14 protein-coding genes and 2 pseudogenes are annotated in these 21856 nt (G+C 73.0%); 7 read left to right on the top strand and 9 right to left on the bottom strand.

Going from position 1 to position 21856, the window contains the following annotated elements; translation table 11 throughout:
• Positions 1 to 128 precede the first annotated feature (128 nt).
• Positions 129 to 1694: a carbohydrate-binding protein gene (locus GSY65_RS19265; RefSeq protein WP_159770360.1), complete on the bottom strand. Its 1566-nt coding sequence runs from the start codon at positions 1692 to 1694 to the stop codon at positions 129 to 131.
• A gap of 481 nt (positions 1695 to 2175) precedes the next feature.
• Here GSY65_RS19265 and GSY65_RS19260 point away from each other — a divergent pair, with 481 nt between their 5' ends.
• Positions 2176 to 2658: an HIT family protein gene (locus tag GSY65_RS19260; protein WP_159770358.1), complete on the top strand. Its 483-nt coding sequence runs from the start codon at positions 2176 to 2178 to the stop codon at positions 2656 to 2658.
• 53 nt (positions 2659 to 2711) lie between these two features.
• Here the strand turns inward: GSY65_RS19260 and GSY65_RS19255 are convergent, their stop codons facing one another.
• The 4 genes from GSY65_RS19255 to GSY65_RS19240 form a co-directional block, all read right to left on the bottom strand.
• On the bottom strand, positions 2712 to 3059 hold the full coding sequence (locus GSY65_RS19255) for a DUF1330 domain-containing protein (protein WP_159770355.1): 348 nt from the start codon (positions 3057 to 3059) through the stop codon (positions 2712 to 2714).
• 250 nt (positions 3060 to 3309) lie between these two features.
• Positions 3310 to 3906, bottom strand: coding sequence for a 3'-5' exonuclease (locus GSY65_RS19250; RefSeq protein WP_159770352.1), 597 nt, complete (start codon positions 3904 to 3906; stop codon positions 3310 to 3312).
• Between the two features lie 54 nt (positions 3907 to 3960).
• Entirely contained in the window at positions 3961 to 5358 is a 1398-nt protein-coding gene (locus GSY65_RS19245; protein WP_159770349.1) for a serine hydrolase domain-containing protein, read from the bottom strand.
• Positions 5359 to 5556: 198 nt separating this feature from the next.
• Complete coding sequence (locus tag GSY65_RS19240) at positions 5557 to 6477, bottom strand: hypothetical protein (RefSeq protein ID WP_159770346.1); 921 nt, start codon at positions 6475 to 6477, stop codon at positions 5557 to 5559.
• Positions 6478 to 6740: 263 nt separating this feature from the next.
• On the opposite strand from GSY65_RS19240, the gene GSY65_RS19235 reads away from it, so the two are divergent.
• Positions 6741 to 10700, top strand: coding sequence for a glycoside hydrolase family 2 TIM barrel-domain containing protein (locus GSY65_RS19235; protein ID WP_159770343.1), 3960 nt, complete (start codon positions 6741 to 6743; stop codon positions 10698 to 10700).
• A 216-nt stretch (positions 10701 to 10916) separates the two neighbouring features.
• Here GSY65_RS19235 and GSY65_RS19230 read toward each other — a convergent pair whose 3' ends face one another.
• A complete protein-coding gene (locus GSY65_RS19230) occupies positions 10917 to 11513 on the bottom strand; it encodes a hypothetical protein (protein WP_159770340.1) in 597 nt (198 codons plus the stop codon).
• A 154-nt stretch (positions 11514 to 11667) separates the two neighbouring features.
• Complete coding sequence (locus GSY65_RS19225) at positions 11668 to 13014, bottom strand: glycoside hydrolase family 43 protein (protein ID WP_201452812.1); 1347 nt, start codon at positions 13012 to 13014, stop codon at positions 11668 to 11670.
• A 311-nt stretch (positions 13015 to 13325) separates the two neighbouring features.
• On the opposite strand from GSY65_RS19225, the gene GSY65_RS19220 reads away from it, so the two are divergent.
• Positions 13326 to 13802, top strand: a complete 477-nt coding sequence (locus GSY65_RS19220) for a DUF6174 domain-containing protein (RefSeq protein ID WP_159770334.1) — start codon at positions 13326 to 13328, stop codon at positions 13800 to 13802.
• 6 nt (positions 13803 to 13808) lie between these two features.
• Here GSY65_RS19220 and GSY65_RS19215 read toward each other — a convergent pair whose 3' ends face one another.
• Together GSY65_RS19215 and GSY65_RS19210 are read right to left on the bottom strand one after the other, a co-directional pair.
• On the bottom strand, positions 13809 to 14264 hold the full coding sequence (locus tag GSY65_RS19215; protein ID WP_159770331.1) for a hypothetical protein: 456 nt from the start codon (positions 14262 to 14264) through the stop codon (positions 13809 to 13811).
• Positions 14265 to 14515: 251 nt separating this feature from the next.
• Positions 14516 to 15469, bottom strand: a complete 954-nt coding sequence (locus GSY65_RS19210; protein ID WP_159770328.1) for a hypothetical protein — start codon at positions 15467 to 15469, stop codon at positions 14516 to 14518.
• 474 nt (positions 15470 to 15943) lie between these two features.
• Between GSY65_RS19210 and GSY65_RS19205 the strand changes: the two genes are divergently transcribed.
• The 4 genes and pseudogenes from GSY65_RS19205 to GSY65_RS19190 form a co-directional block, all read left to right on the top strand.
• Positions 15944 to 16909 carry an ATP-binding protein gene (locus GSY65_RS19205; RefSeq protein ID WP_159770325.1) on the top strand — a complete coding sequence of 322 codons (966 nt, stop codon included), beginning with the start codon at positions 15944 to 15946 and terminating at the stop codon, positions 16907 to 16909.
• A gap of 67 nt (positions 16910 to 16976) precedes the next feature.
• Positions 16977 to 17369, top strand: a complete 393-nt coding sequence (locus GSY65_RS19200) for an SCO5389 family protein (RefSeq protein WP_159770322.1) — start codon at positions 16977 to 16979, stop codon at positions 17367 to 17369.
• Positions 17370 to 17697: 328 nt separating this feature from the next.
• Positions 17698 to 17979, top strand: a pseudogene (locus tag GSY65_RS19195) (PAS domain S-box protein); the annotation flags it as partial.
• Between the two features lie 1539 nt (positions 17980 to 19518).
• Positions 19519 to 21621 (top strand): annotated as a pseudogene (locus tag GSY65_RS19190) (SpoIIE family protein phosphatase); the annotation flags it as partial.
• Between the last annotated feature and the right edge of the window lie 235 nt (positions 21622 to 21856).

Below are 21856 nucleotides of genomic sequence, written 5' to 3'. Positions count from 1 at the left end.
TCACCGGGAAGCCAAGCAAGATTCCTTGGACGTGTCCACGACTTTTCACAAGCCCTGGCGCTGTCCGGACCTCCGCCCGCTTCCGGGCTCGGCCGTCCCCGGGTGACCGGCGCCTCAGCCGCGGCGGATCAGCCGCCGAAGGTGACCACGAGGCGGCCGTCCGAGGCGAAGGACCACTTCATGGCGCCGGAGTACGACGCGCAGCGGGAGCCGTTCGTGCCGGACCAGAACTGGTTGGTGGTGTCGGCGTTGCCGATGATGCGGTCGTTGGTGCCGCTGGAGCTCCGGCAGGACGTGTTGTCGCGGAAGACCGACGTACCGCCGTCGAAGTTGAAGTTGCGCTCGGTGTTGTCGACGCTCACGTTGCCCGACACGGTCATCGCGCCCGGGTTGCTGTTCCACGTGAAACCGTGCTTGCCGTTGTCGTAGGCGATGCTGCGCCGCACGATGTGGTTGACGGCGATGTCGTCGCCGCCGAGCTTGTAGCCGTTGCGGTCGCCGTTGCCGGCCTGGGAGCCGTCGCTGAGCGTGCCGTTCTCGAAGGCGAGGGAGTCCTCGATGGTCACCGGGCCGATGGGGCCCGTGTCCGTCTTGGTGTAGAGGTCCCAGCCGTCGTCGATGTTGTTGTGGGCGACGGCGTAGCGGAAGACGTTGCCGGGCCCGGTGGTGAGCTTCGACGCGAAGCCGTCGGCGTCCTCACCGTCGGAGTCGGCGTTGTCGTGCGACTCCGCGCTCAGGATCAGGTTGTCGGACGGCCAGTCGGCGGTCGGCGTGGTGGAGGAGGCCCGGCCCAGCTGGAGCCCGGTGTCGCGGTTGTGGCGGGTCACCGTGCGCTCGATGACGTTGTGGCTGCCGCCGACGTAGATGCCGTTGTCACCGGCCCGCTCGACGACGATCCCCTTGACGTGCCAGTACGACCCGTTCAGCTGGAGCCCGCGGTTGGCGGAGTTCTCGGTCTGCGCGGAGAAGTTGAGGACCGGGGTCTCGCCGGGGTAGGCGGCCAGGGTCGTCCGGGCGGCGGCGGTGCCGTTCTTGCCGACCGGGATGGTGACGGTGGAGGAGTGGTGGTAGGTCCCGCCCCGCAGATAGATCGTGCCGCCGGCGCTGATACGGCTGATCGCGGAGGTGAGCGTGGTGGGAGCGGACTGGGTGCCGGCCGCGCCGTCGGTGCCGTTGGGGGCGACGTAGAGCGCGGAGGCCGCCGGGGGTGTGGTGGTGCCGTCGGGCACGGTCGCGTCGAGGCGGTCGACGTTGGGCAGGCCGTTCGCGGAGGTGGGGGTGAGCCGGACGGTGTTGCTGCCCGCCACCACCGGCACGGACAGGGTCTTGGTGGTCCAGCCGGACCAGGTGCCCGTGCCCTCGAAGGACACGGTCGCCACGGTGGAGCCGTTGACGACGACGTTCGCGGCCCGCGCGGTCGTGGTGCCGTTGGCGAACCGGACCCCGAGGGTCGCGGTGCCCGCGGCGCCGGACGCCACCGTGAACTGGACGTAGCCGCTGGTCGAGTTGGTCCCGTTGCAGAATCCGCTGCCCGAGTAGCCGGACCAGTCGGAGTCGATCGTGCCGACGCACACCGCCGGCGAGCTCTCCGCCTCGTACTGGGCGGTCGCCGCCCGTGCGGTGGTCGCGCCGGCCAGTGCGACGATCGTGCCGGACAACAGGCCGGCGCATGCCATGACGGCTCTCAGACGCATGGAGTTCTCCCTCTCCAGGACGGGTCGGTTCGTCTACCAGAGGTGCGGGTGGGGAAAGCGCTTTCTCGGCAAGGTAGGGAGATGACCTGAACGCGTCAAGAGAGTGAACCGCTCTTTCTGTTCACATGGGGGAACACGGGAGGTATAAATCAGCGAGATATTCGGAAGAAGGTTCATGCTCATGAACAACCACTACATTCATGCACGGGCTTGAGAAGAGCATGCCGCCAGGGCCACCGCCCGTCCCCGCTCACCGCGGGCGCCCGGTGGCTCACTCGCCGAAGCAGCCGAACTCCTCGTCGTCCCGGTCGTCGTACGCAGTCCGGGACTCGGCGTGCGCGCCGTCGCACACGACCTGCCCGGCCGGCTCCGCCGACGATCGCGCGGAGTCCAGGGAAGGGCATGGGCACCGACGGCCCCACGGGACGTATCGACACGGTGCCGGACAGGTCACGCGCGCGCCCGGCTAGGGTCACCGGGCATGACGGACGACTGGCGGCGCGACCGGATCGGAAGTGCCCTGCGCGGTGAGAACCCCACCGTGCTGCGGAGGCTGGACGCCGGGTTCGCGGTGATCGGCGACGTGCAGTTCCTGCCGGGGTACGCCGTCCTCCTCGTCGACGACCCCGCCGTGACACGACTCTCGGAGCTGCCGAGGCCGCGGCGGCTCGCGTTCCTGTCGGACATGGAGCGCCTCGGCGAGGCCGTCGAGCGGGCCTGCGTGCGGCTCGACCCCGCGTTCCGGCGGGTCAACCTGGAGATCCTCGGCAACACCGACCCGTTTCTGCACGCGCATGTGTGGCCCCGGTACGCGTGGGAGCCGGCCGAGTCGGTGGGGCGCCCGGTGTGGCTCTACCCGCCCGAGCGCTGGTCCGACCCGCGGTACGCCCTCGGACCGCGCCACGAGACCCTCCGTGCGGTCCTCGGGGAGGAACTGGACCGCCTCACGGGCTCGGCGGCGTGACATCGACGGGCAGCACCTCCAGCACCCCACGCATCTCCCGCTCCCCACGCACCTCACGCACCCCTACGCACCTCACGCATCGCCCTCGCCGTGGCCGCCGGGTCGTAGTCCGCGGGGACGCCCTCGACCATGACGATGTCGCCCTCGATGTGCCGGGAGCGCAGCGGCGCGATCTCCTGGTAGGCCGGTGAGTCCCACCAGGCGCGCGCCTCCGCGATCCCGGGGAAGCCGATCACCACGACGTGGCCCGGCCACGCGCCCTCCTTCACCTCGTGGGGCGTGGCGTGGACGAGGAACCGTCCGCCGTACGGCTCGAAGGTGCGGGGGATGCGCTCGATGTACTCGGCGATGTCCGGGTGCGGGGCGGCGTCACGCAGGTGGGCGATGGCGTAGGCGGGCATGGTGGCGTCCTCGTCCTCTCGGCGGGTGGGATCCGGGAAGGGGGAGGGACCTGGACGGGCCGTCGCCCCGTCGGGCGTTCCGCCGCCCCGGGTCTCCCCGTGAACGAGCCTGGCAGCCGGCCTCACCCCCGTCGATTACCCGACGGGTCATGTCCGGGAACCCGAGCGGTCGGTACCAGGCCGTCTCGCCCCACCCCGGCAGCCCGCCCCCGCCCCCCGCCCACACACAACGGCCCCTCTACGACGGCCCCTACAGCAGCCCCACCGGCAGGGCCGTCCCCGCCGCCGCCAGGTGTCGCAGCGCCGCCGCGATCGAGTGGCAGTCGAAGAGCGCCGAGTGCTCCGTGCCGTCGGAGACCGGGCGCGGCAGGCCCAACGCCTCCCACAGACGGCCCGAGTTGACGCCCTCCGTCGCCGGGGCGACCGTGTTGAGCCAAGGGCGGATGTTCAGGAAGCCGGGGGTGAGGGGCGTGTGCTTGATCTGCTCGCCCCGCGAGCGCGCCCAGCCGATGTTCTCGCCGAGGACCAGCATGTCGTTGCCGTACGACAGGACGGACCGGCCCTGGCAGAAGGCGAGGAAGCCGCTGAGGGCCTCGGCCGGGGGCAGGCCGTCCCGGTCGACCGACTCCTGGCCGATGCCGGTGAGTTCGGTGAAGAACGGGGACAGCCCGGGGTTCGCCACCGGCCGGACCAACGTCTCGTACTCCTCCACCACCGCGTACCGCTCGTCCAGCCGCAGCGCCCCGATCTGCACGATCTCGCGGAGCTGGCCGGGTGCCGACCAGTCCTCGGCTGCGGCCCCCGGCCAGGTCGTGAACTCCAGGTCGAAGATGACGAAGGTGGGCACGGCGGCTCTCTCCCGGTGAGGCGTGAGCGGATCAGCCTACCCACCCCGAAGGCGTCAGTTCGGGACCGGACCGGCCGGGCCCACCACCTGGCCCCCGGTGGACAGGTCCACACCGACCAGCCCCTCGGGAAGCACCCCCTGACTCCCGTCCGCCCCGCCCGACGGCCCCGACAGCTCCGGCAGCCCGGCCGAGGGCTTCGCCTGCGAGCCCGCCCCCTCGCCCGTCCCCGGCGCGCCGCACAACGCCGTCGCGACATGGACGTTGAGCGCGTCGTCGATCGGGCTCGGCTCCAGCTCCGTGCCCTCCTCGTTCACGCGCTGGTACTTCATCAGCGTGAAGCCCAGGCTGAGCTGGCGTTCGCCGTCCGCCCTGGTGAGGCTGAGGGTGCCGGCGCCGAAGACCGCGCCGTCGTGGCCCCAGAAGCGGCCGCAGCCGGGGATCTCCAGGGTGTAGACGCCGAGGCCGTAGTCGACGGCGACACCGGGACCGACCTGGACCGGCACCGTGCGCTGCATCTCGGCCAGGGAGGCCCGGCTGATCAGCTTCCCGGTAAGCAGTTGACGGTAGAAGCGGTTGAGGTCGTCCATCGTCGAGGTGAGGGCGCCCGCGGTGTAGCCCCAGGACATGTCGTAGACGCTGTAGTCGCGGGGCGGGTCGATGAGGCCGTGGAACGACTCGTACATCTTCGCGTGCGGGCCCTCGATGTACGGGGTGCGCGGGAACGCGGTGTGGTGCAGCCCGGCGCGGTCGATGACGTGGCGGGTGAGGTACGTGGCCGCGGGCCGGCCGGTGACCTTCTCCAGGATGAGGCCGGCGACGACGTAGTTGGTGTTGGAGTAGGAGCCGGGCTGCGCGCCGGGGCGGCCGGTGGCGGGTGCGGCGAGGCCCAGGGTTACGAGTTCCCGGGGCCGGATCGTGCGGAAGCGGTGCTCGTCGAGGCTCGCGGTGGAGTTGCGGGCGAGGGAGGGGAAGGCGCCGAGGACGTAGTCACCGAGGTGGCTGGTGTGGTTGAGCAGCATCCGTACGGTGATCGCGTCGCCGCGCTGCCGGTCGGCGCCGGGGAAGAGGTCGGGCACGTACCGGGTCACCGGGGCGTCGAGACTGATCCGCCCCCGCTCCACCTGCTGGAGGATCGCCACCGCGGTGAACGTCTTGCTGACGCTGCCGACGCGGTGCCGCATGTCCGGGGTGACCGCGCGGCCGGTGTCCACGTCGGCGAGTCCGGAGGCGCCCCTCCAGCGGTCGCGGTCCTCGCGCACGGCGGAGTACGCGCCGTACATGCCCGCCTCGTGGAGGGCGTCGAGCGTGCCGCGCAGGGCCGTGCGGTCCAGGGCGTCGCGCGCGGCGGGCCGGCCGGGGGCTCCGGAGGTGGTGGCGGACGCCGTGGGCACGGCGGTGAACATCAGCAGGGTGGTCCCCACGGCGGTGCCCACAAGTCGCTTGACGCGCATGGCTGTTCCTCCCGGTTCCGGCTGTCGACGTCCCGAGTCTCGCCGGGACCGGTGCGGGTGACATCCGTCCGTCGGACGATCACTTTCACAGCGGTGCCGTGACATCTGTCATGACGGTCCGTCAGCCTGCGGCCACAGCACCGCGAGCGGAGGTGACCGCCGTACCGGACCGCCCCCGCGCCCCGTCGCCGCGCCCCATCACGCCCCACCCGTCTCACCCGCCTCCACCGGCTCCCCGCCGCCGGTCCCGCTTCCGGCGGCCCCGTCTCCGCCCGCCTCCCCGAACCGGGCCAGTGCCACGCCGCCCGCCACGCACGCCGCGAAACCGGCCGCGGCCAGCCCCGTGTACCCGTGCCGGGTGGTGTCGCCCAGCCACAGGACCCCGAACACGCCGGGCCAGACGGTCTCGCAGATCACCATCGCGGCGGTGGCCGCCGTGACCGAGCCGGACTGCAGGGCCTGAACGAGGAGGAGGTAGCCGCCGAGCCCGGAGACGACCACGGCGTACGCCGCCGGCTGGGCCGGCAGGGCGAGCACGGACACCTCCGGCAGCAGCCGGACGGCGGTCGCGGTCAGCCCGAAGCTGAAGCCCGCCGCGGCCCCCAGCACGACGGCCCGGCCGCGCCGCAGCCGTCCGCCCACGAACCAGCCGACGGCCACCACCACCAGCGCAGCCACCGGCGCCGCCGCCCGCAGCGCCGCGTCGCCGTCGCCGTCCCCCTCGCGCCCGGCCGACACGGCCAGCGTCGCGAGGCCCAGGCACACCACCGCCACGGCCGTCCACTCGCCGCGTCTCAGCCGCAGCTTGAGCACGAACGTCCCGACGACCGCCGTGACCGCCAGGGACGCCGCGACCGCCGCCTCGACCAGGAACAACGGCACCAGCAGCAACGCCCCCACCTGCGCCCCGAACCCGGCCGTGTCCAGCCCGGCCCCCAGCAGGAACGGCCACCCCCGCAGCACCGCCACGACCGTCCCCCACCGCCCCCGCGCCCCACCGGCACGGTCCGTCGCCCCGGTGTCGGCGCGGGCCGTCCGCCGCGACCCCAGCGCCTGGAACACCGTCGCCGTCCCCATGCACACCGCAGCGCACAGCGCCAACGCCAGACCTGCCACCATCCGGGCACCGTAACGGCGCGACGGCCACCGCCACCGGACGACACCAGCCGCACGCACCCGCACGGGTGGCGCCCTGTCACCGTTCCCCGCGCCCTCCCCTTCCCCACCCCGTCACCCCCAGGACCACACAAAGTCCGACAGACTCATTGCTCGACTTCTGTTCGAAGTCCTAGTGTGAGCGCGGTTTTTCAACAACAACGGACAGCATCCGACGGTCCTCAGTACGCGCACTCCCCCAAGTCGTCACGAGGAAGGCCCCGGTCATGCACCACCCGCACCCAGACGCCCAGGCGGGCCCGCCCGCGCGCCCCGCAGTCAGCCGCCGCCGTCTCCTGGAGGGGGGCGCCGCACTCCTCGGCGCCCTGGCCCTGCCCGACGGCGTCGCCCGCGCAGCGGCCCGCACCGCGACGGCGGCGGCCACCGCGGCCGCGGTCACCATCGACGGCACCGAGTGGAACGGCGACATCGCCCTGTTCCAGGTCGGCGCCGAACCGCCCCACACGACCCTCATGCCGTACGCGGACGTCAGGCAGGCCCTCAAGGCCGACCGCACGGACTCCCCGTACCGGCTCAGCCTCGACGGCCGGTGGAAGTTCGCGTACGCGGACCGGCCGGACGACCGGGACGAGGACTTCTACCGCACCGACCTCGACGACAGCGGCTGGGACACCATCCCGGTGCCGTCGTGCTGGCAGAACCACGGCTACGACTTCCCGATCTACGTCAACATCACCTACCCGTGGTGGGGCCCGAACGGCCTCGGCGAGGAGGCGCAGCCGCCGGCCGCGCCGACCCGGTACAACCCGATCGGGCAGTACCGGCGCCGGTTCACGCTCCCGAAGAACTGGACGGCGGACGGCCGGCGGACCTTCCTCCACTTCGAGGGTGTCAAGTCCGCGCACTACGTGTGGATCAACGGCGAGCTGGTCGGCTACCACGAGGACTCGTTCGACCCGGCCGATTACGACATCACCGACCGGCTGAGGCCGGGCACCAACCAGATCGCCGTCGAGGTGTACCGCTACTCGGACGGCGACTGGCTGGAGGACCAGGACATGATCCGGCTGAGCGGCATCTTCCGCTCGGTCCACCTCTTCAACACCCCTGCCGTGCACCTGCGCGACTTCAAGCTGGAGACCCCGCTCAGCGACGGCTACCGGGCCGCCGAGCTGTCGGTCACGGCGAGCGTCCGCGCCTACGGCACGGGCGCCGTCACCGGCACGTACTCCGTGGAGACGCAGCTCTACGACGCGCGCGGGCACGCCGTCTGGTCCCGGCCACTGGTGCGGTCCGCCGACCTGTCCGCGTCCCCCGCCGGGGAGGACGTGACCGTCCGCGCGAGCCGGGCCGTGCCGGACCCGCAGCTCTGGTCGGCCGAGCGTCCGACCCTCTACACGGCGGTCCTGCGGCTGCGGGACGCGCGCGGCAAGGTCGTCGAGACACTGTCGCACCGGGTCGGTCTGCGTGAGTTCGCCCTCAAGGACGGGCTGATGCGGATCAACGGCAGACCGGTGTCCTTCCGGGGCACCAACCGGCACGAGATGCACCCGGACCGGGGCATGGCGCTGACCCGCGCCGACATGGTGCGGGACATGCGGCTCGCCAAGCGGCTGAACATCAACACGATCCGCACCTCGCACTACCCCAACAACCCGATCTGGCTGGAGCTGGCCGACGAGTGCGGGATGTACCTCGTCGACGAGACGAACCTGGAGACGCACGGCGTCCGCGACCGGTACCCCGGCAACGACGCGGACTGGACGAAGGCGTGCGTGGCGCGCGCCCAGGCGATGGTGCACCGCGACAAGAACCACGCCTCCGTCGTCATCTGGTCCCTCGGCAACGAGGCGGGCGGCGGCAGCACCTTCGTCGCCATGCACGACTGGATCCGCTCCTACGACCCGACGCGCGTCGTCCAGTACGAGGGCGACGACCGGCCGGCCATCAGCCAGATCAGGTCGGAGATGTACGACAGCCCGCAGCGGGTCGAGCAGCGGGCGAAGGACACCTCGGACACCCGCCCGTACGTGATGATCGAGTACGCCCACTCCATGGGGAACTCGACCGGCAACCTCAAGAAGTACTGGGACCTCGTACGCCGCCACGACGTCCTCCAGGGCGGCTGGATCTGGGACTTCATCGACCAGTCGCTGACGACGCCGGTGCCGGTGCGGAAGATCTTCACGGACTCCGGGCCGAACGGGCTGAAGGGCGAACTCCTGACCGCGGCGGCGCGGTTCGACCGCGACAAGGGCGTCTCCGGCGCGACCGGCTTCGCGCGCGACGCGTCCGTGGACCTGACGGGGTCGCTGACCCTGGAGGCGTGGTTCACCCCGCACGTCCCCTACGGACACCAGCCCATCCTCGCCAAGGGCGACACGCAGTACGCGCTGAAGCAGACGAACCGGAGCGTCGAGTTCTTCATCCACGGCGGCGGCCAGTGGGTCAGCGTCAACTGGAACGTGCCGGACGAGGGCTGGACCGGGCGCGAGCACCATGTGGCCGGTGTCTTCGACGCCGAGGCCGGTTCCCTCACCCTGTACGTCGACGGCGAGGCGAAGGCGACCCGGACCACCACGCGGCGCCCCGGCAGCACCACCGCACCGCTCTCCCTGGCCACCGACCTGGACAACCCGACACGACAGTTCAGCGGCACGATACGGCGGGCGCGGGTGTACGCGAAGGCGCTGAGCGCGGCAGAGCTGGCCTCCGACGGGCGGGGCCCGGGCGACGACGGGGTGCGTTTCTGGTTCGACGCGGCCACCGTGAAGGTGACGGAGAAGAAGCCGAAGGAGCGCACGTTCCTGGCGTACGGCGGAGACTGGGGCGACAACCCCAACGACGGCGCCTTCGTCGCGGACGGCATCCTCACCGCCGACCGCCGCCTCACCGGCAAGTCCGCCGAGGTCAAGCAGATCTACCAGACCGTCAACGCGGCCCCGGCGTCCGGCGACACCCTCACCCGGTCAGCGGCGGTCACCCTCACCAACGAGAACCTGTTCACCAACCTGCGGGCCTACGACGGCCACTGGTCGCTGGTGGCCGACGGCGAGGTGGTCCAGCGCGGCCGTCTGAGCCGGGCCCAGCTGGACGTCGCCCCGCTGTCCTCCAAGGACGTCAGGATCCCCTTCCGTCTGCCGTCGTCCCCGGCGCCCGGCACGGAGTACTTCCTCCAGCTGTCCTTCACCACCAGGGAACGCACCCCCTGGGCGAAGGCGGGCTTCGAGGTGGCCAAGCAGCAGCTGCCCGTCAGGGCCACGGTCCCCGCGGTGAAGCCCACCCGGCTGGCGAGCGTGCCGGCCCTGCGCCACGAGGAGACCGCGGGGAAGGTCACCGTCAAGGGCCGGAACTTCTCCGTGACCGTCGACAAGGCCGACGGCCTGCTCACCTCGTACGAGGCGCACGGCATCCGGCTCCTCGACTCCGGTGCCGTGCCGAACTTCTGGCGGGCGCCCACCGACAACGACCGGGGCAACGGCCACCACACCCGCAACCAGACCTGGCGGGACGCGGGCGCCCGGCGCACGGTGACCGACGTGACGGTACGGGTCCTCGGCACGGACCGGGCCGTCCAGGTGAAGGTCGCCGGCACCCTGCCGACGACCACCGAGTCGACGTACACCACCACGTACACGGTGTTCGGCAACGGCGAGATCAAGGTCGACAACACCCTGCACCCGGGAGCGTCGTCCCTGCCGTACATCCCGGAGGTCGGCACCCTGCTCCTGCTGCCCCGCCGGCTGGACCGGCTGCACTACTACGGCCGGGGTCCGGAGGAGAACCACTGGGACCGCAACGACGCCACCGACGTCGGGCGCTGGTCGGGGTCGGTCGCCGGGCAGTGGACGCCGTACATCCGCCCCCAGGAGAACGGCAACAAGACCGACGTGCGCTGGGCCGCGCTCACCGACCGCGCCGGTGCCGGCCTCCTCGTCTCCGCCGAGCCCGGCTCCCTGCTGGAGGTCAACGCCTCGCACTTCACCCCGGAGGACCTGTCCTCGGGCGTCCGCCACGACTACCAGCTGACGCCCCGTGACGCCGTCGTGCTGCGCGTCAACCACCGCCAGATGGGGGTGGGCGGCGACAACAGCTGGGGCGCCCACACGCACGACGAGTACAAGCTGTTCGCCGACCGCGACTACGCCTACACCTACCGGCTGCGGCCGCTGCGGGACGTGGACGCGGCGATGAGGGCCGCACGGACGTGGACGGCCACCGAGTAGCAGGGCCGTGAACGGCACGAACCCCGTCCCGCTGACCGCGGGACGGGGTTCGTAGTGGAGCGCCGGGCAGGCCTTGCACCTGCATTTCCCCACAGGAAGTGGGGCGTCTTTCCTTAGACGACCAACGCGTCGAGTGCTTTCCGGTGTTCCGGTGAGCGGCTCGTGCACAACCATAGCGGATCTTCGCCGGAGCCGCGAACCGGTGCCGACGCACCCTCAGAGCAGCTCCGCCTGGGGCGCGTACTCCACCCGGATGTACCGGGCGTTCCGCGCGCCGTAGGCCTCCCGGATGATCGGCCGGGCGGTATCGGGGTCGTCGACGCCGACGAGGACGTGGCCCCTGCCGTCCTGTCCGACCTCGCGGAGCTGGAAGGTGCCGTCCCAACGGGCCATGTCCTCGCTGATCCGGTCGGCCAGGGCGCTGAGGTCCGCCTCGTTGACGTCCGTGTCGTGCAGCCGGACGGTGACACCCTTCTCGGCGGCCTCGCAGACGGCGGCGTCGAAGGCCGCGGAGGGCATGCGGTGGATGCTCACGCCGGAGCCCTCCTCGTCGACCTCCAGACCGGTGAAGACATCGGCGTAGCGGTCCTGGACCAGCTTGTCCACGTGGTTCAGCGTCCGCTGCAGCGGTGTGTCCTCCGGGCTGCCGAGGCCCGCGAGACCGCCCTCCGGCCGGGTGCCCCGGCACTCCGTCGCCGGCGCCGACCCGTCCGCCGCGGTCTGCGCGCCCGCGCTCGACCCCTGCAGGGCCCCCAGCGCGAGCAGCGCGCAGGCCGCGGCCGTGCCCGCCCGCACCGTCGTCCGTGTGTCCATCCGTCCCCTCCGTCCCCCGGGCGGCCGTCCGCGCGGCCGCTGTCCCCCCTGCGACGCGGGAGGCGCCCGGAACGTTCGGCGCACGGGGAACGGAGCGGGTCCGGGGGAGGTCCGGGGGAGGTCCGGGCGGGCCGTCCCCGGGGGTGCGGGGGTCTCAGTAACCGACCCGGAACGTCGCGTCCGCGCGTTCCGCCGCCGTGGAGACCGGGTCGATCCGCAGGGCGTAGTCGATGTGCCGGAGGTAGCGGGTGGGGAAGTTGTACGACCGGAAGGACGACCAGGTGGAGTCGGCGAGACCGGCCGTGCGGACGAAGGTGGCGTCGGCGGCGAACGTGGAGGTGCCGTCGTTCGTGTCGAGCCGCAGGGCGTAGTCGTAGTGCCGCAGGTAGCGGGTGGGGAGGTTGACCGACTGGAAGGAGACGGCGGAGGGGTCGGCGAGGCCCGGGACCAGCTTCCACTGGGAGTCGGGGAACGGGTCGAAGGGGTACTCGTCGATCCGGGCCGCGTAGTTGCTGTGCCGGACGTAGCGGGACGGGTAGTTGTAGGACTTGAGCCGGTTCCAGGCGGGGGCGCCCCACTTGGCGAGCAGGTTGGTGTACTCGGTCGAGGTGATCGGGTGGATGCCGCAGTGCTTGGAGTTGAGCGGCTGGGTGTAGAGCTTCTGGTCGAGGGGTGTCCAGGTGCCGGACGCGAGGTCGGTGGACTGCCAGACGTAGAAGACGCCGTTGGGGGTGTAGGTGTCGCCCCAGAGGTACCAGGTGGTGGACGTCAGGGACTTCACCACGGTCGGCGCCTCGGTGCCGCCGTGGGCGACCGGGGTGCTGAACGGGGTGAAGCTGCCCGGGTTCAGGGACGTCGAGCGGGCGCCGACGAGCTGCTGGTTCCTCTTGTAGTAGAGGTAGTTGACGCCGCCCACGCCGACGGTGAGGTTGCCGTCGATGACGTCGTACCCGGGGTCGAAGAAGACCTGGGGGTCGGTGGTGGTGCGGAAGTCGGTGGTGTAGCTGACCATGATCACGTTGTGGCCGCTGCTGTTCACCGACGAGTAGAGGATGCCGTACCGGCCGCGCCCGGGGTCCCAGAACGCCTCCGGGGCCCAGCTGTGGGTGCCGGTCATGTCGTGCAGCTTCAGCAGCCGGTAGCCGGTGAAGGTGCGCAGGTCGGCGGAGTCCCATACGTGGATGTTGACGCTGTCGCGGTTCCAGTCGGTGCCCTTGAGGTCGGTCGCCAGGACGACGAAGGTGCCGTCCTGCTTGCGCATCACGAAGGGGTCGCGCAGACCGCCGGCGCCGAGGGTCGGGGTGACCACGGGGGCGTTCTGGTTGAGCGGCGTCCAGTTCAGGCCGTCCTGGCTGACGGCCAGGTGCAGGCCGTAGTCGGCCTCCAGCATGGTGGTGGACTCGGTGAAGTAGGCCATGACGTACGCCGAGTCGGCGGCGTGCGCGGTGCCCGCGCCGAGGGTCAGCGCGCCGGTCGCGGCGAGGGGGACGGTCGCCGCCATGCCGAGGAACGTCCGGCGGGACAGCCCGCCGCCGTGGTGCGTGTCGCTCACGTCAGACTCCACTTCTGGTCGGGGTTGCTCGATATATCGAACAAGGATCGACTCGCCGAACGTTCCGGCGGGGCGAAAGTAGAGCCGGGCGGAGCGCAAGTCAACGGCTGTGACAGAAAGGGACGTTGAGGCGTGGGGGACACACCCGGCGGACGCCTTCCGCCCCCGGCAGCGACGCCTACCGCCCGGACAGCGGCCCCGCGAACGTTTCCGGCCACCGCTCCGTCACAGGGGGGACCGACTCACCAAGGGGGCTCTCCATGTCGAGGACGCGTATCAGCAGGCCGGCCGTCGCCGTCCTGGCCGTGGCGGTGTCGGGGGTGGTGGCGGCGTGCGGGGGCGGGTCGTCCTCGCAGACGGCGTCCGCGCGGCCGTCGTGGCGGGAGCCCTCCTCCTACACGTACACGCTGACGTCGAGCGAGGGCGAGCGGTCCCTGCTGGGGACGTTCGAGGTGACCGTGCGGGACGGGAAGGTGACGAGGGTCGTCGGGGCCGACGAGGACTCACGGCGCGTGGCGCGGCAGCTGTCCGGCCGGGTGCCGACCATCGGGGACCTGCTGGCGGAGGCGGACGCGGCCCGCGACGAGGGCGCCGACCTGGTGGACGTCGACCGCGCGGCGGACGGCCGGCCGACGCGCGTCCTGCTGGACTGGGAGGAGGACGCCGTGGACGACGAGGCGGTCTACGGCATCAGCGACTACCGGCCGTCGGCCGCACCGGGCCGGGACGGCCGGTGAGCGGGGTCACGACGCGCTCGGGTCCGGGCCGCCCGTCCTGCCGTAGGTGCTCAGGTCCTGGACCGTGCCGCCGACCTTCTTCCGCAGCGGCTCCAGCACCTCCTCCTTCGCGGAGATGGCCCAGCGCGGGCCGACGAGCTTCTTGCCGCCGTAGATCGAGGCGGAGTCCAGCCAGACCTGGAGGAGTTCCTCCTTGGGGAACGTGGTGATGAGGTAGTCGCCGGCCGCGGTGTGGCAGACGCCCTCGCGGAGTTCCTCCGCCTCGGTGCGCATCTTGACCTCGCAGCCGGTGAGCGAGGCCAGCACCTCGACCTTGGCGGGCGCCACCACTTCGGCCACCCTGCTGGTGTCGTCCGCCTTCTTGGCGGATCCGTCCCCGTCCCCGCCGCCGCACCCCGTCAGCAGGGGCAGCACCGCCAGTCCGGCCGCCAGCGCGACTCCGCGCGTCAGCTTCCTCACCACGTGCCGTACTCCGTTCCGCGTACTCGGTCCCGGTCCGCCTTCTGCCGCGTGGGCTCCCCTTACCTACGTACGCGGTCGCCGGAACGCTCAACGCGGTCGGGTGCGGCGGCCGCGAGGAGTGCCGTCGCCGACGTGCGCCGGATCGCCGGACGCCCGGTCCCCCTCCCGGACGAGAGGGGAACCGGGCGCCGTCGTGCGTCACCGCGTACGGATCACCGCGGGCAGGGCCGTGGGTCGTACGGGGCCGGGGCTCAGGCGCCCGCGCGGCCCGCCGACTTACGACGCGTCACCACGAAGATGACGCCGCCCGCCGCGACCAGGCCGGCCGCGCCCAGCGCGAGCGGAATCGCGTTGCCGCCGCCGGTCTCGGCGAGGTCGCCGGAACCGCCGTTGGGGCTCGGGCTGGAGGCGGGGGTGTCCGTGTCCGCCGGGGTCTTCGGGGACTCGGAGGGCGACGGGTCGTCCTCCGCCGGGGGCTCCTCGTCGGCCGGCGGCTTCTCGTCCGTGGGCGGCTTCTCGTCCGTGGGCGGCTTCTCGTCTGTGGGCGGCTCTTCGTCGGCCGGGGGCGTCTCCTCCTCCGCCGGCGGCTGCTCCTCGGTGGGCACGCAGTTCTTCGTGCCACCGTTCCAGGCCGCGATCAGCTTGTCCTTGATGACCGGGCGGTCCGGGCCCTTGGGGACGTCGCCGTGCTCGAAGCCGTCGGCCGCGTCCAGCTTGCCGTCGAACTTCACCTTGCCGCGGTACAGGTCGATCTGGGCGTAGCAGCCCGCGTCCGGGACCGCGATGTCCAGCGTGTCCGTGCCGCCCCGCTTCACCGTGACGGTGTCGAAGTCGACGAAGACCTGCTCGCCGGAGGTGGCGAAGGTCGGGCCGTGGGCGAGGTAGGAGGCCAGGGAGACCGTGCAGGTCGTGGCGTCGGCGGCGGCACGGACCGTGACGTGGGCCTTGCCGTCCACGGTGGGCTTGAGGTTCTGGTCGTCGAGCTTGACCCAGTCGGCGAACTTCACGCCGTCCAGGGAGAACTCGCAGCGGTCGGTCTCGGTGGCCGTGCCCGCGCCCTGGCCGGGGACGTAGCTCTTCTCGCCCCAGCCGTCGCCGCCGGGGCCGGTGGCCCAGGCGGAGCCGGAGGCGGCGGCGGTCAGGGCGAGGGCGGCCGCGCCCGTCCCGAGCAGGCGGCGCATGGTGACACGTCTCGCTATGGACATGCAGATCCCATTCTGAGCTTGGCGGTGCGAGACCCCGGGCACGGCGGCGGGCACACGGCGGCACAGGGCAGCACCGGGATCACCGGGGCCGCGCCGGGGTGTGAGGTCGTCGAAGAGACACCGGGCCCACTGGTCGTATGGGCCGCAGAGTGAGCACATCGTTTACCACCGGGTAAGGGCTGTCAACCTCGGTAAAAGCCAGGTCACTTGGATGGGTGCGAAGACGCGCACACGACGGGCACACATTCGGGACACATAGGGAATCGCGCACTCCGGTGGCGCCTCCGGCTTCCCGCACCCCCGGCCGGACGGCCTCCGGCGCGCGGAGTCCTCACCCACGCCGCTCCGCCCGACGGGGAGCGGCGTGGCGGGATTTGACAACGTCCGGCGCGCTCCCGAATCTACGTTCATGACATCCATTTTCATTTACGGTGCCGTGTTCGTCGCGCGCGCCGCCGAACGGGGTGGCCGTCCGTGCGTGTCGCCTTCGTAGGGAAGGGCGGCAGCGGCAAGACGACGCTGTCCGCGCTCTTCGCCCGCCATCTCGCCCGCAGCGGCGCCCCGCTCCTGGCGATCGACGGGGACATCAACCAGCATCTGGCGCACGCGCTCGGCCTCGACGAGGACGAGACGTTCGGCGCCCCGCCGCTCAGCTCCCGCACCGGCGAGATCAAGGACCATCTGCGCGGCAGCAACCCGCGGATCGTCTCCCGCGAGGCCATGGTCAAGACGACGCCGCCCGGACGGGGTTCGCGTCTGCTGCGGCTGCTCGGCGACGACGAGGTCCACGGCACGCACGTGCGCGAGGTCGGCGGCGTCCCGCTGATGGTCACCGGCGCCTTCGACGAGAGCGATCTCGGTGTCGCCTGCTACCACTCCAAGCTGGGCGCGGTGGAGCTGTACCTCAACCACCTCGTCGACGGCCCCGGCGAGTACGTCGTCGTCGACATGACCGCCGGCGCCGACGCCTTCGCCTCCGGGCTGTTCACCCGGTTCGACATGACGTTCCTGGTCGTGGAGCCGACCCGGAAGAGCGTGTCGGTCTACCGCCAGTACCGGGAGCACGCCGCCGAGTTCGGCGTCCCGGTCGCCGTCGTCGGCAACAAGGTCACCGGCGAGGACGACCTCCTCTTCCTCAAGGAGCACGTCGGCGACGACCTGCTCGCGCACTGCGTCCAGTCCTCCTACGTACGCGCCCAGGAACAGGGCCGCGAACAGGGCGAGTTGGAGTCCCACAACCGGCGGACGCTGGACCTGCTGAAGGCCGCCGTCGACGCCCGCCCGAAGGACTGGGCCGCCTTCCAGCGCCACGCCGTGGAGTTCCACCTCCGCAACGCGGCGGCCTGGGCCGACGCGGCGACCGGCCACGACCTCTCCGCCCAGGTGGACCCGGAGTTCCGCCACGGCCCGCAGGCCCTGACGCCCACGGCGCTCTCCTGACCGGCTCGGCCCCTCCCCGCACCCCCCTTTCCCTCTCCCCCGGCACGTCCACAGAACAGGAACACCCATGTCGCTCGATGTCTCCCCGCAGTTGCTCGCCGACGCTGAGAACGGCGACGTGCGGGAGGAGGAGTTCGTGGAGACGGTGCGTACGTCGCTGCCGTACGCGTACGACCTGATCGCTTCCCTCGTCGGTGAACTGCGCGCGCTAGGCGCCGAGTTCGCCGACAACCAGACCCCGCCGCCGTCGGAGAGGGAGCGCGGGCAGCTGCTGCGGGCGCTGTCCAGCGACGCGATCCGGGGCAGCCTGGAGCGGCACTTCGGGGTGGCGCTCGCGTTCCAGAACTGCCACCGGGTGGCGGTGTTCCCGGCGGAGGCGCGCGGCGGGGCGACCCACACGAAGTTCACGTCCCCGCGGTCGCAGGTCCTCAACCAGTCGCCGGAGTTCCGCGACTGCTGACCCCCGGCGCTACACCCCTGAGCTGGACCGACCGCTCCCTGCGCCCCCCCCTCTCGCGGAGGGGGCGGTCGGTCCGACGCGCCGGAGCGCGGGGGGCGTACGGGGGCGCGCGACCGGCGTACGGCCGCACGGGCAGCAGGGCTGGGGACGGAGGCCCCCTCGGACCGGTGGGGTCCGCGCGTACGGCTTCGTCCCGTTCCCGCCCGATCCGGCGCCGCGCTGGTCGCGGACGGGTGCCCGCGCCGCACGGGTCCGCGCGCCGTGGTGCGACGTGGGGTGAAAACGGGCCGTCACAAGTTGGCCTGTTCGCGATCACACAAGGTGAATAATGGGTTCAGAGGGCGTCTCAGCGACAGAGAGGGTCGCCGTGAGGACCGACAGGGACAGTGCAGTCACCCGTCAGCGCTTCGACGTGGCCGACGCCGCGCCGCTGCTCATCGACGCGGACGGGATCGTGACGAGCTGGACCCGGGACGCCGAGCGGCTCTTCGGGTACCCGGCCGCCGAGATCCTGGGCCGCAGCGTCCGTACGCTCCTGAGGCCCGAGGACAGCGCCCGCATCGCCCGTCTGGCCGACACGCACCGCGCCCTCGGCGGCTGGTCCGGCATCCTCACCGCCCGCCACCGCGACGGCCACGACATCCGAGTGATGGTCCGCGTGGTCCCGGCCTGCGAGGCCCCGACGGGGGAGCCCGCCGGGGGGCGGGGCGCGAGCAGCGGGAGCGGGGACGTCGTCGGCGGGGCCGGAGACGTCAGTGGCGGTCCTCGGGGCCAGGCCGCCGGCCCCGAGGACCGAGCAGGCGGTGGCCCCGTTGCCGCAGACGCCGGGAGCGGAGCCACGAGCGTTGAGGGGCGGGCAACGAGCGCGGAAGACCGGGGCGCCGGCTCCGGGGGCGGGGCTCTCGGCGGCGGGGGGCGAGCCGCGGAGCGAGGTGAGGCCGGGGCGGCGGGGCCGGGTGTCGTCGGCGGGGGCGGACGGCGGGGCATTCCCGCCGAGACGAACAGGCCGCGCGTCACCGCGAGGACGGACACCGGGACGGGCCAGGCGGACCGGGCGGCACCGACCGCGCAGGACAGGTCAGCCGGGCAGCACACGCCCACCGGCGACCACAGGACCACCGGCCAGGACACACCTGCCCGCCAGGACACACCCACCGGCCAGCACAGGACCACCGGCCAGGACAGACTCGTCCGCTCGGAGCAGCCGACCGGGTACGGCCCTCGCACGCCCGCACCCGGCCCTTCCCAGCCCCTCGACGGCACCGACCGCAGCCGCCCGACCCACGACCGAGCCGAACCGCACCACCCGGCGACCGGCCACACCGCCCCGGCCGAACCAGCCGGCCCAGCCCCAGGTCACAGCACCCCCGTGGCCCCGGGCACCCCGGCCGCGGGCCCCACCGCCGCCCATGCCCGCCCGGCACCCGACCGGACCGCCACGACGTACCCCGCCCAGCCGGCAACCGCCCACACCACCCCGGCCGGACCAGCCGCCCCGCCCGCGGGTCACGCCGCCCCGGCCGAGCCAGTCGGCCCCGCACCCCGCCACACGACCCCCGCAGACCCAGCCGACCCCGCACCCCGCCACACGACCCCCGCCGATCCGGCCGGCCCCGCGACCGAGCGGGCGCGACAGGAGCAGGCGGGCCGGTCTGCGGCCCAGCAGGGCGCGCCGACTGATGCCGGGGCGGCGTCGTGGCGGTCGGCCGCGGTTCCCGTGCGGCCCGCGCCCTCGGGCCGGCCGCGCCCGACCGGTACGGCTGGAGGCCGGTTCGGTCCTCCGCCGTCGCCGTCGCCGTCGCGAGCCGAGGCCGGACCCTCGCGCGAGGCCACGCCCCCACCGGGGCCCCGGCCCGCCCGGGAAGCCACACCCCGCCCCACGGAAACACCCCGCGCCCCGACGAACCCGGCACCCGCCCACGGCACCGGACGCCCACCCGCGGGCCCCTCCCCCGAGCAACCGCGCCCGGCTGCCCGGCCTTCGCACGCCTCCCCCCACCCCACCGCGGGCCCCGCCCCCGAAGCCCCCCGCCCGGTCGCCCCGCACCCGCACCCGCCCACCGACCCCGGCCACGACACCGGCACGGGCGCGGCCACGGTCACGGGCACGGGCACGGGCACCCCCTCCCCTCCCCCCGCCCCCCGCCGGCCCGCTCACTGGATCGCTCTCGTGTCCGACGCCACCGAGGCGCCCGGGTGGGACATGAGCCGGACCGTGCTGGAGCGGATGACAGCGCGGTCGCCGATCGGGATCGCGATCGTGGACACGGACCTGCGGTTCGTGTGGTCCAACGCCGCGCTGGAGCGGTTCGGCGGCGGCCGGGCCCACGAGCGGGTGGGGTTGCGGCTCGCCGAGGTGCAGCCGGGGCTGGACGCGGACCGCATCGAGGCACAGATGCGCAAGGTCCTGGAGACCGGCACGCCCGTCCTCGACTACGAGCACGTCGGCCGGGTCAGGTCCGCCCCGCACCGCGAGACCGCGCACGCGATGTCGTTCACCCGGCTGGAGGACGACCACGGGCGCCCCATCGGCGTCTACTACACCGTGATGGACGTGTCGGAGCGCCACCGCGCCCGCACCCGCCTCGCCCTGCTGGACCGGGCCGGTGAGCAGATCGGCCGCACCCTCGACGTGCGCCGGACCACCCAGGAGCTGGCCGACGTCGTCGTCCCGGCGCTCGCCGACTTCGTCACCGTGGACCTCCTGGACTCCGTGCTGCGCGGCGCCGAGCCCGGCCCCCTCGGCGACGGCTCCGTCCCGCTGCGCCGCACCGGGCAGCAGTCCGTGCGCCCCGGAGTGCCGGAGGCCGTCGTGGAGATCGGCGCCGTCGCCTCGTACGCGGCCGGCTCGCCCCCCGTGCGCGCGCTGCTCAGCGGACGGTCGTGGTCGGAGCCGCGACTGGACCCGATGTCGGCGGAGTGGGCGAAGGCCGTCCCCGGCGGCCGGGAGCTGCCCGCCGACGCGCAGGGCCTGCACAGCGTGATGATCGTGCCGATCCGGGCCCGCGGCATCACCCTCGGCATCACCACGTTCTTCCGCCGCGACCGCCAGGACCCCTTCGACGCCGTCGACCTGGGCCTCGCCGAGGAGATCGTCGGCCGCGCCGCCGTCTGCGTCGACAACGCCCGCCGCTACACGCGGGAGCGGGACGCCGCGCTGGTCCTGCAGCGCAGCCTGCTGCCGCGCCGGCTGCCCGACCAGGACGCCGCCGAGGTCGCCGTCCGCTACCGGCCCGCCGACGAGCTGACCGGCGTCGGCGGCGACTGGTACGACGTCATCCCGCTCTCCGGCGCGCGTCTCGCCCTCGTCGTCGGCGAGGTCGCGGGCCACGGCATCGACGGCGCCGCCGCCATGGGCCGCCTCCGCACGGCCGTCCGCACCCTCGCCGACCTCGACCTGCCGCCGGACGAGGTCCTCGCCCACCTGGACGACATGGTCGCCAAGTCGGCGCGGCAGGAGGGCGAGGAGCCGGGCGGGGGCAGCGTCGAGACGATCGGGGCACGCTGCCTGTACGTCGTCCACGACCCGGTGTCCGGCACCTGCGCCATGGCCACCGCCGGGCACCCGGCCCCCACCCTGGTCGCCCCCGACGGCACGGTCACCCGCCCCGTACTGCCCGAGGGCCCGCCCCTCGGCGTCGACGGGCAGCCCTTCGAGGCCGTGGAGCTGGAACTTGCCGAGGGCACCGTCATCGCCCTGCACACCGACGGCCTGCTCGCCGAGGCGACCCCGGACGCGCTGTGCCGTGCCCTGGCCCGGCCCGAGCCGTCCCTGGACCGGCGCGCCCAGCGCGTCCTCGAAGCCCTCGCCCCGGCCCGCCCCACCGACGACGTGGCCCTCCTCCTCGCCCGCACCCGGCGGCTGCCCGGCGACCGGGTCGCGTCCTGGGAGATTCCTGCCGACCCGGCGCTCGTCGCGGAGGCCCGCAGGACCACGGCCCGGCAGCTCGGCGTGTGGGGCCTGGAGGAGCTGGCGTTCACCACCGAACTCGTCGTCAGCGAGCTGGTCACCAACGCCATCCGGCACGCCGCCGGACCCATCCGGCTCCGTCTCATCCTCGAACGCACCCTGATCTGCGAGGTGTTCGACGGCGGGGCGACCGCGCCGCACCTGCGCCATCCGCGCACCACCGACGAGGGCGGCCGAGGTCTGTTCCTCATCGCCCAGTTCACGCAGCGCTGGGGCACCCGTTTCCTCCCCGACGGCAAGGTCATCTGGGCGGAGCAGTCCCTGGCGGACCCGCTGGGGTGAGGGGCGCGCCCGTGCCGTACTCCGGGTGGGGGCGTCGCCGCCGGGGCGGACGGGTGAACCGGAGCGGAGGGGTGCTGCCCCGTCGTCCGTGCCCGTGCGGGTCCCGGGCCCCGGCCGCGTCCTGTGCCCCGTTCAGCCGGATTGGCGGTGCGCCGCGCTTCGTATGAATGCAGAGCCGACGTCGGGCACCTGGGCTCCGTCGCCTCGGCGCGGACCAGGACGGGCGGGCAGCGGC

Origin of the sequence: Streptomyces sp. HM190 (assembly GCF_009857135.1) — a bacterium.
Classification (GTDB): Bacteria; Actinomycetota; Actinomycetes; order Streptomycetales; family Streptomycetaceae; genus Streptomyces; species Streptomyces heilongjiangensis.
Note: the sequence above shows the minus strand (reverse complement) of the source record. Positions and strands in the feature narration are given on the sequence as shown.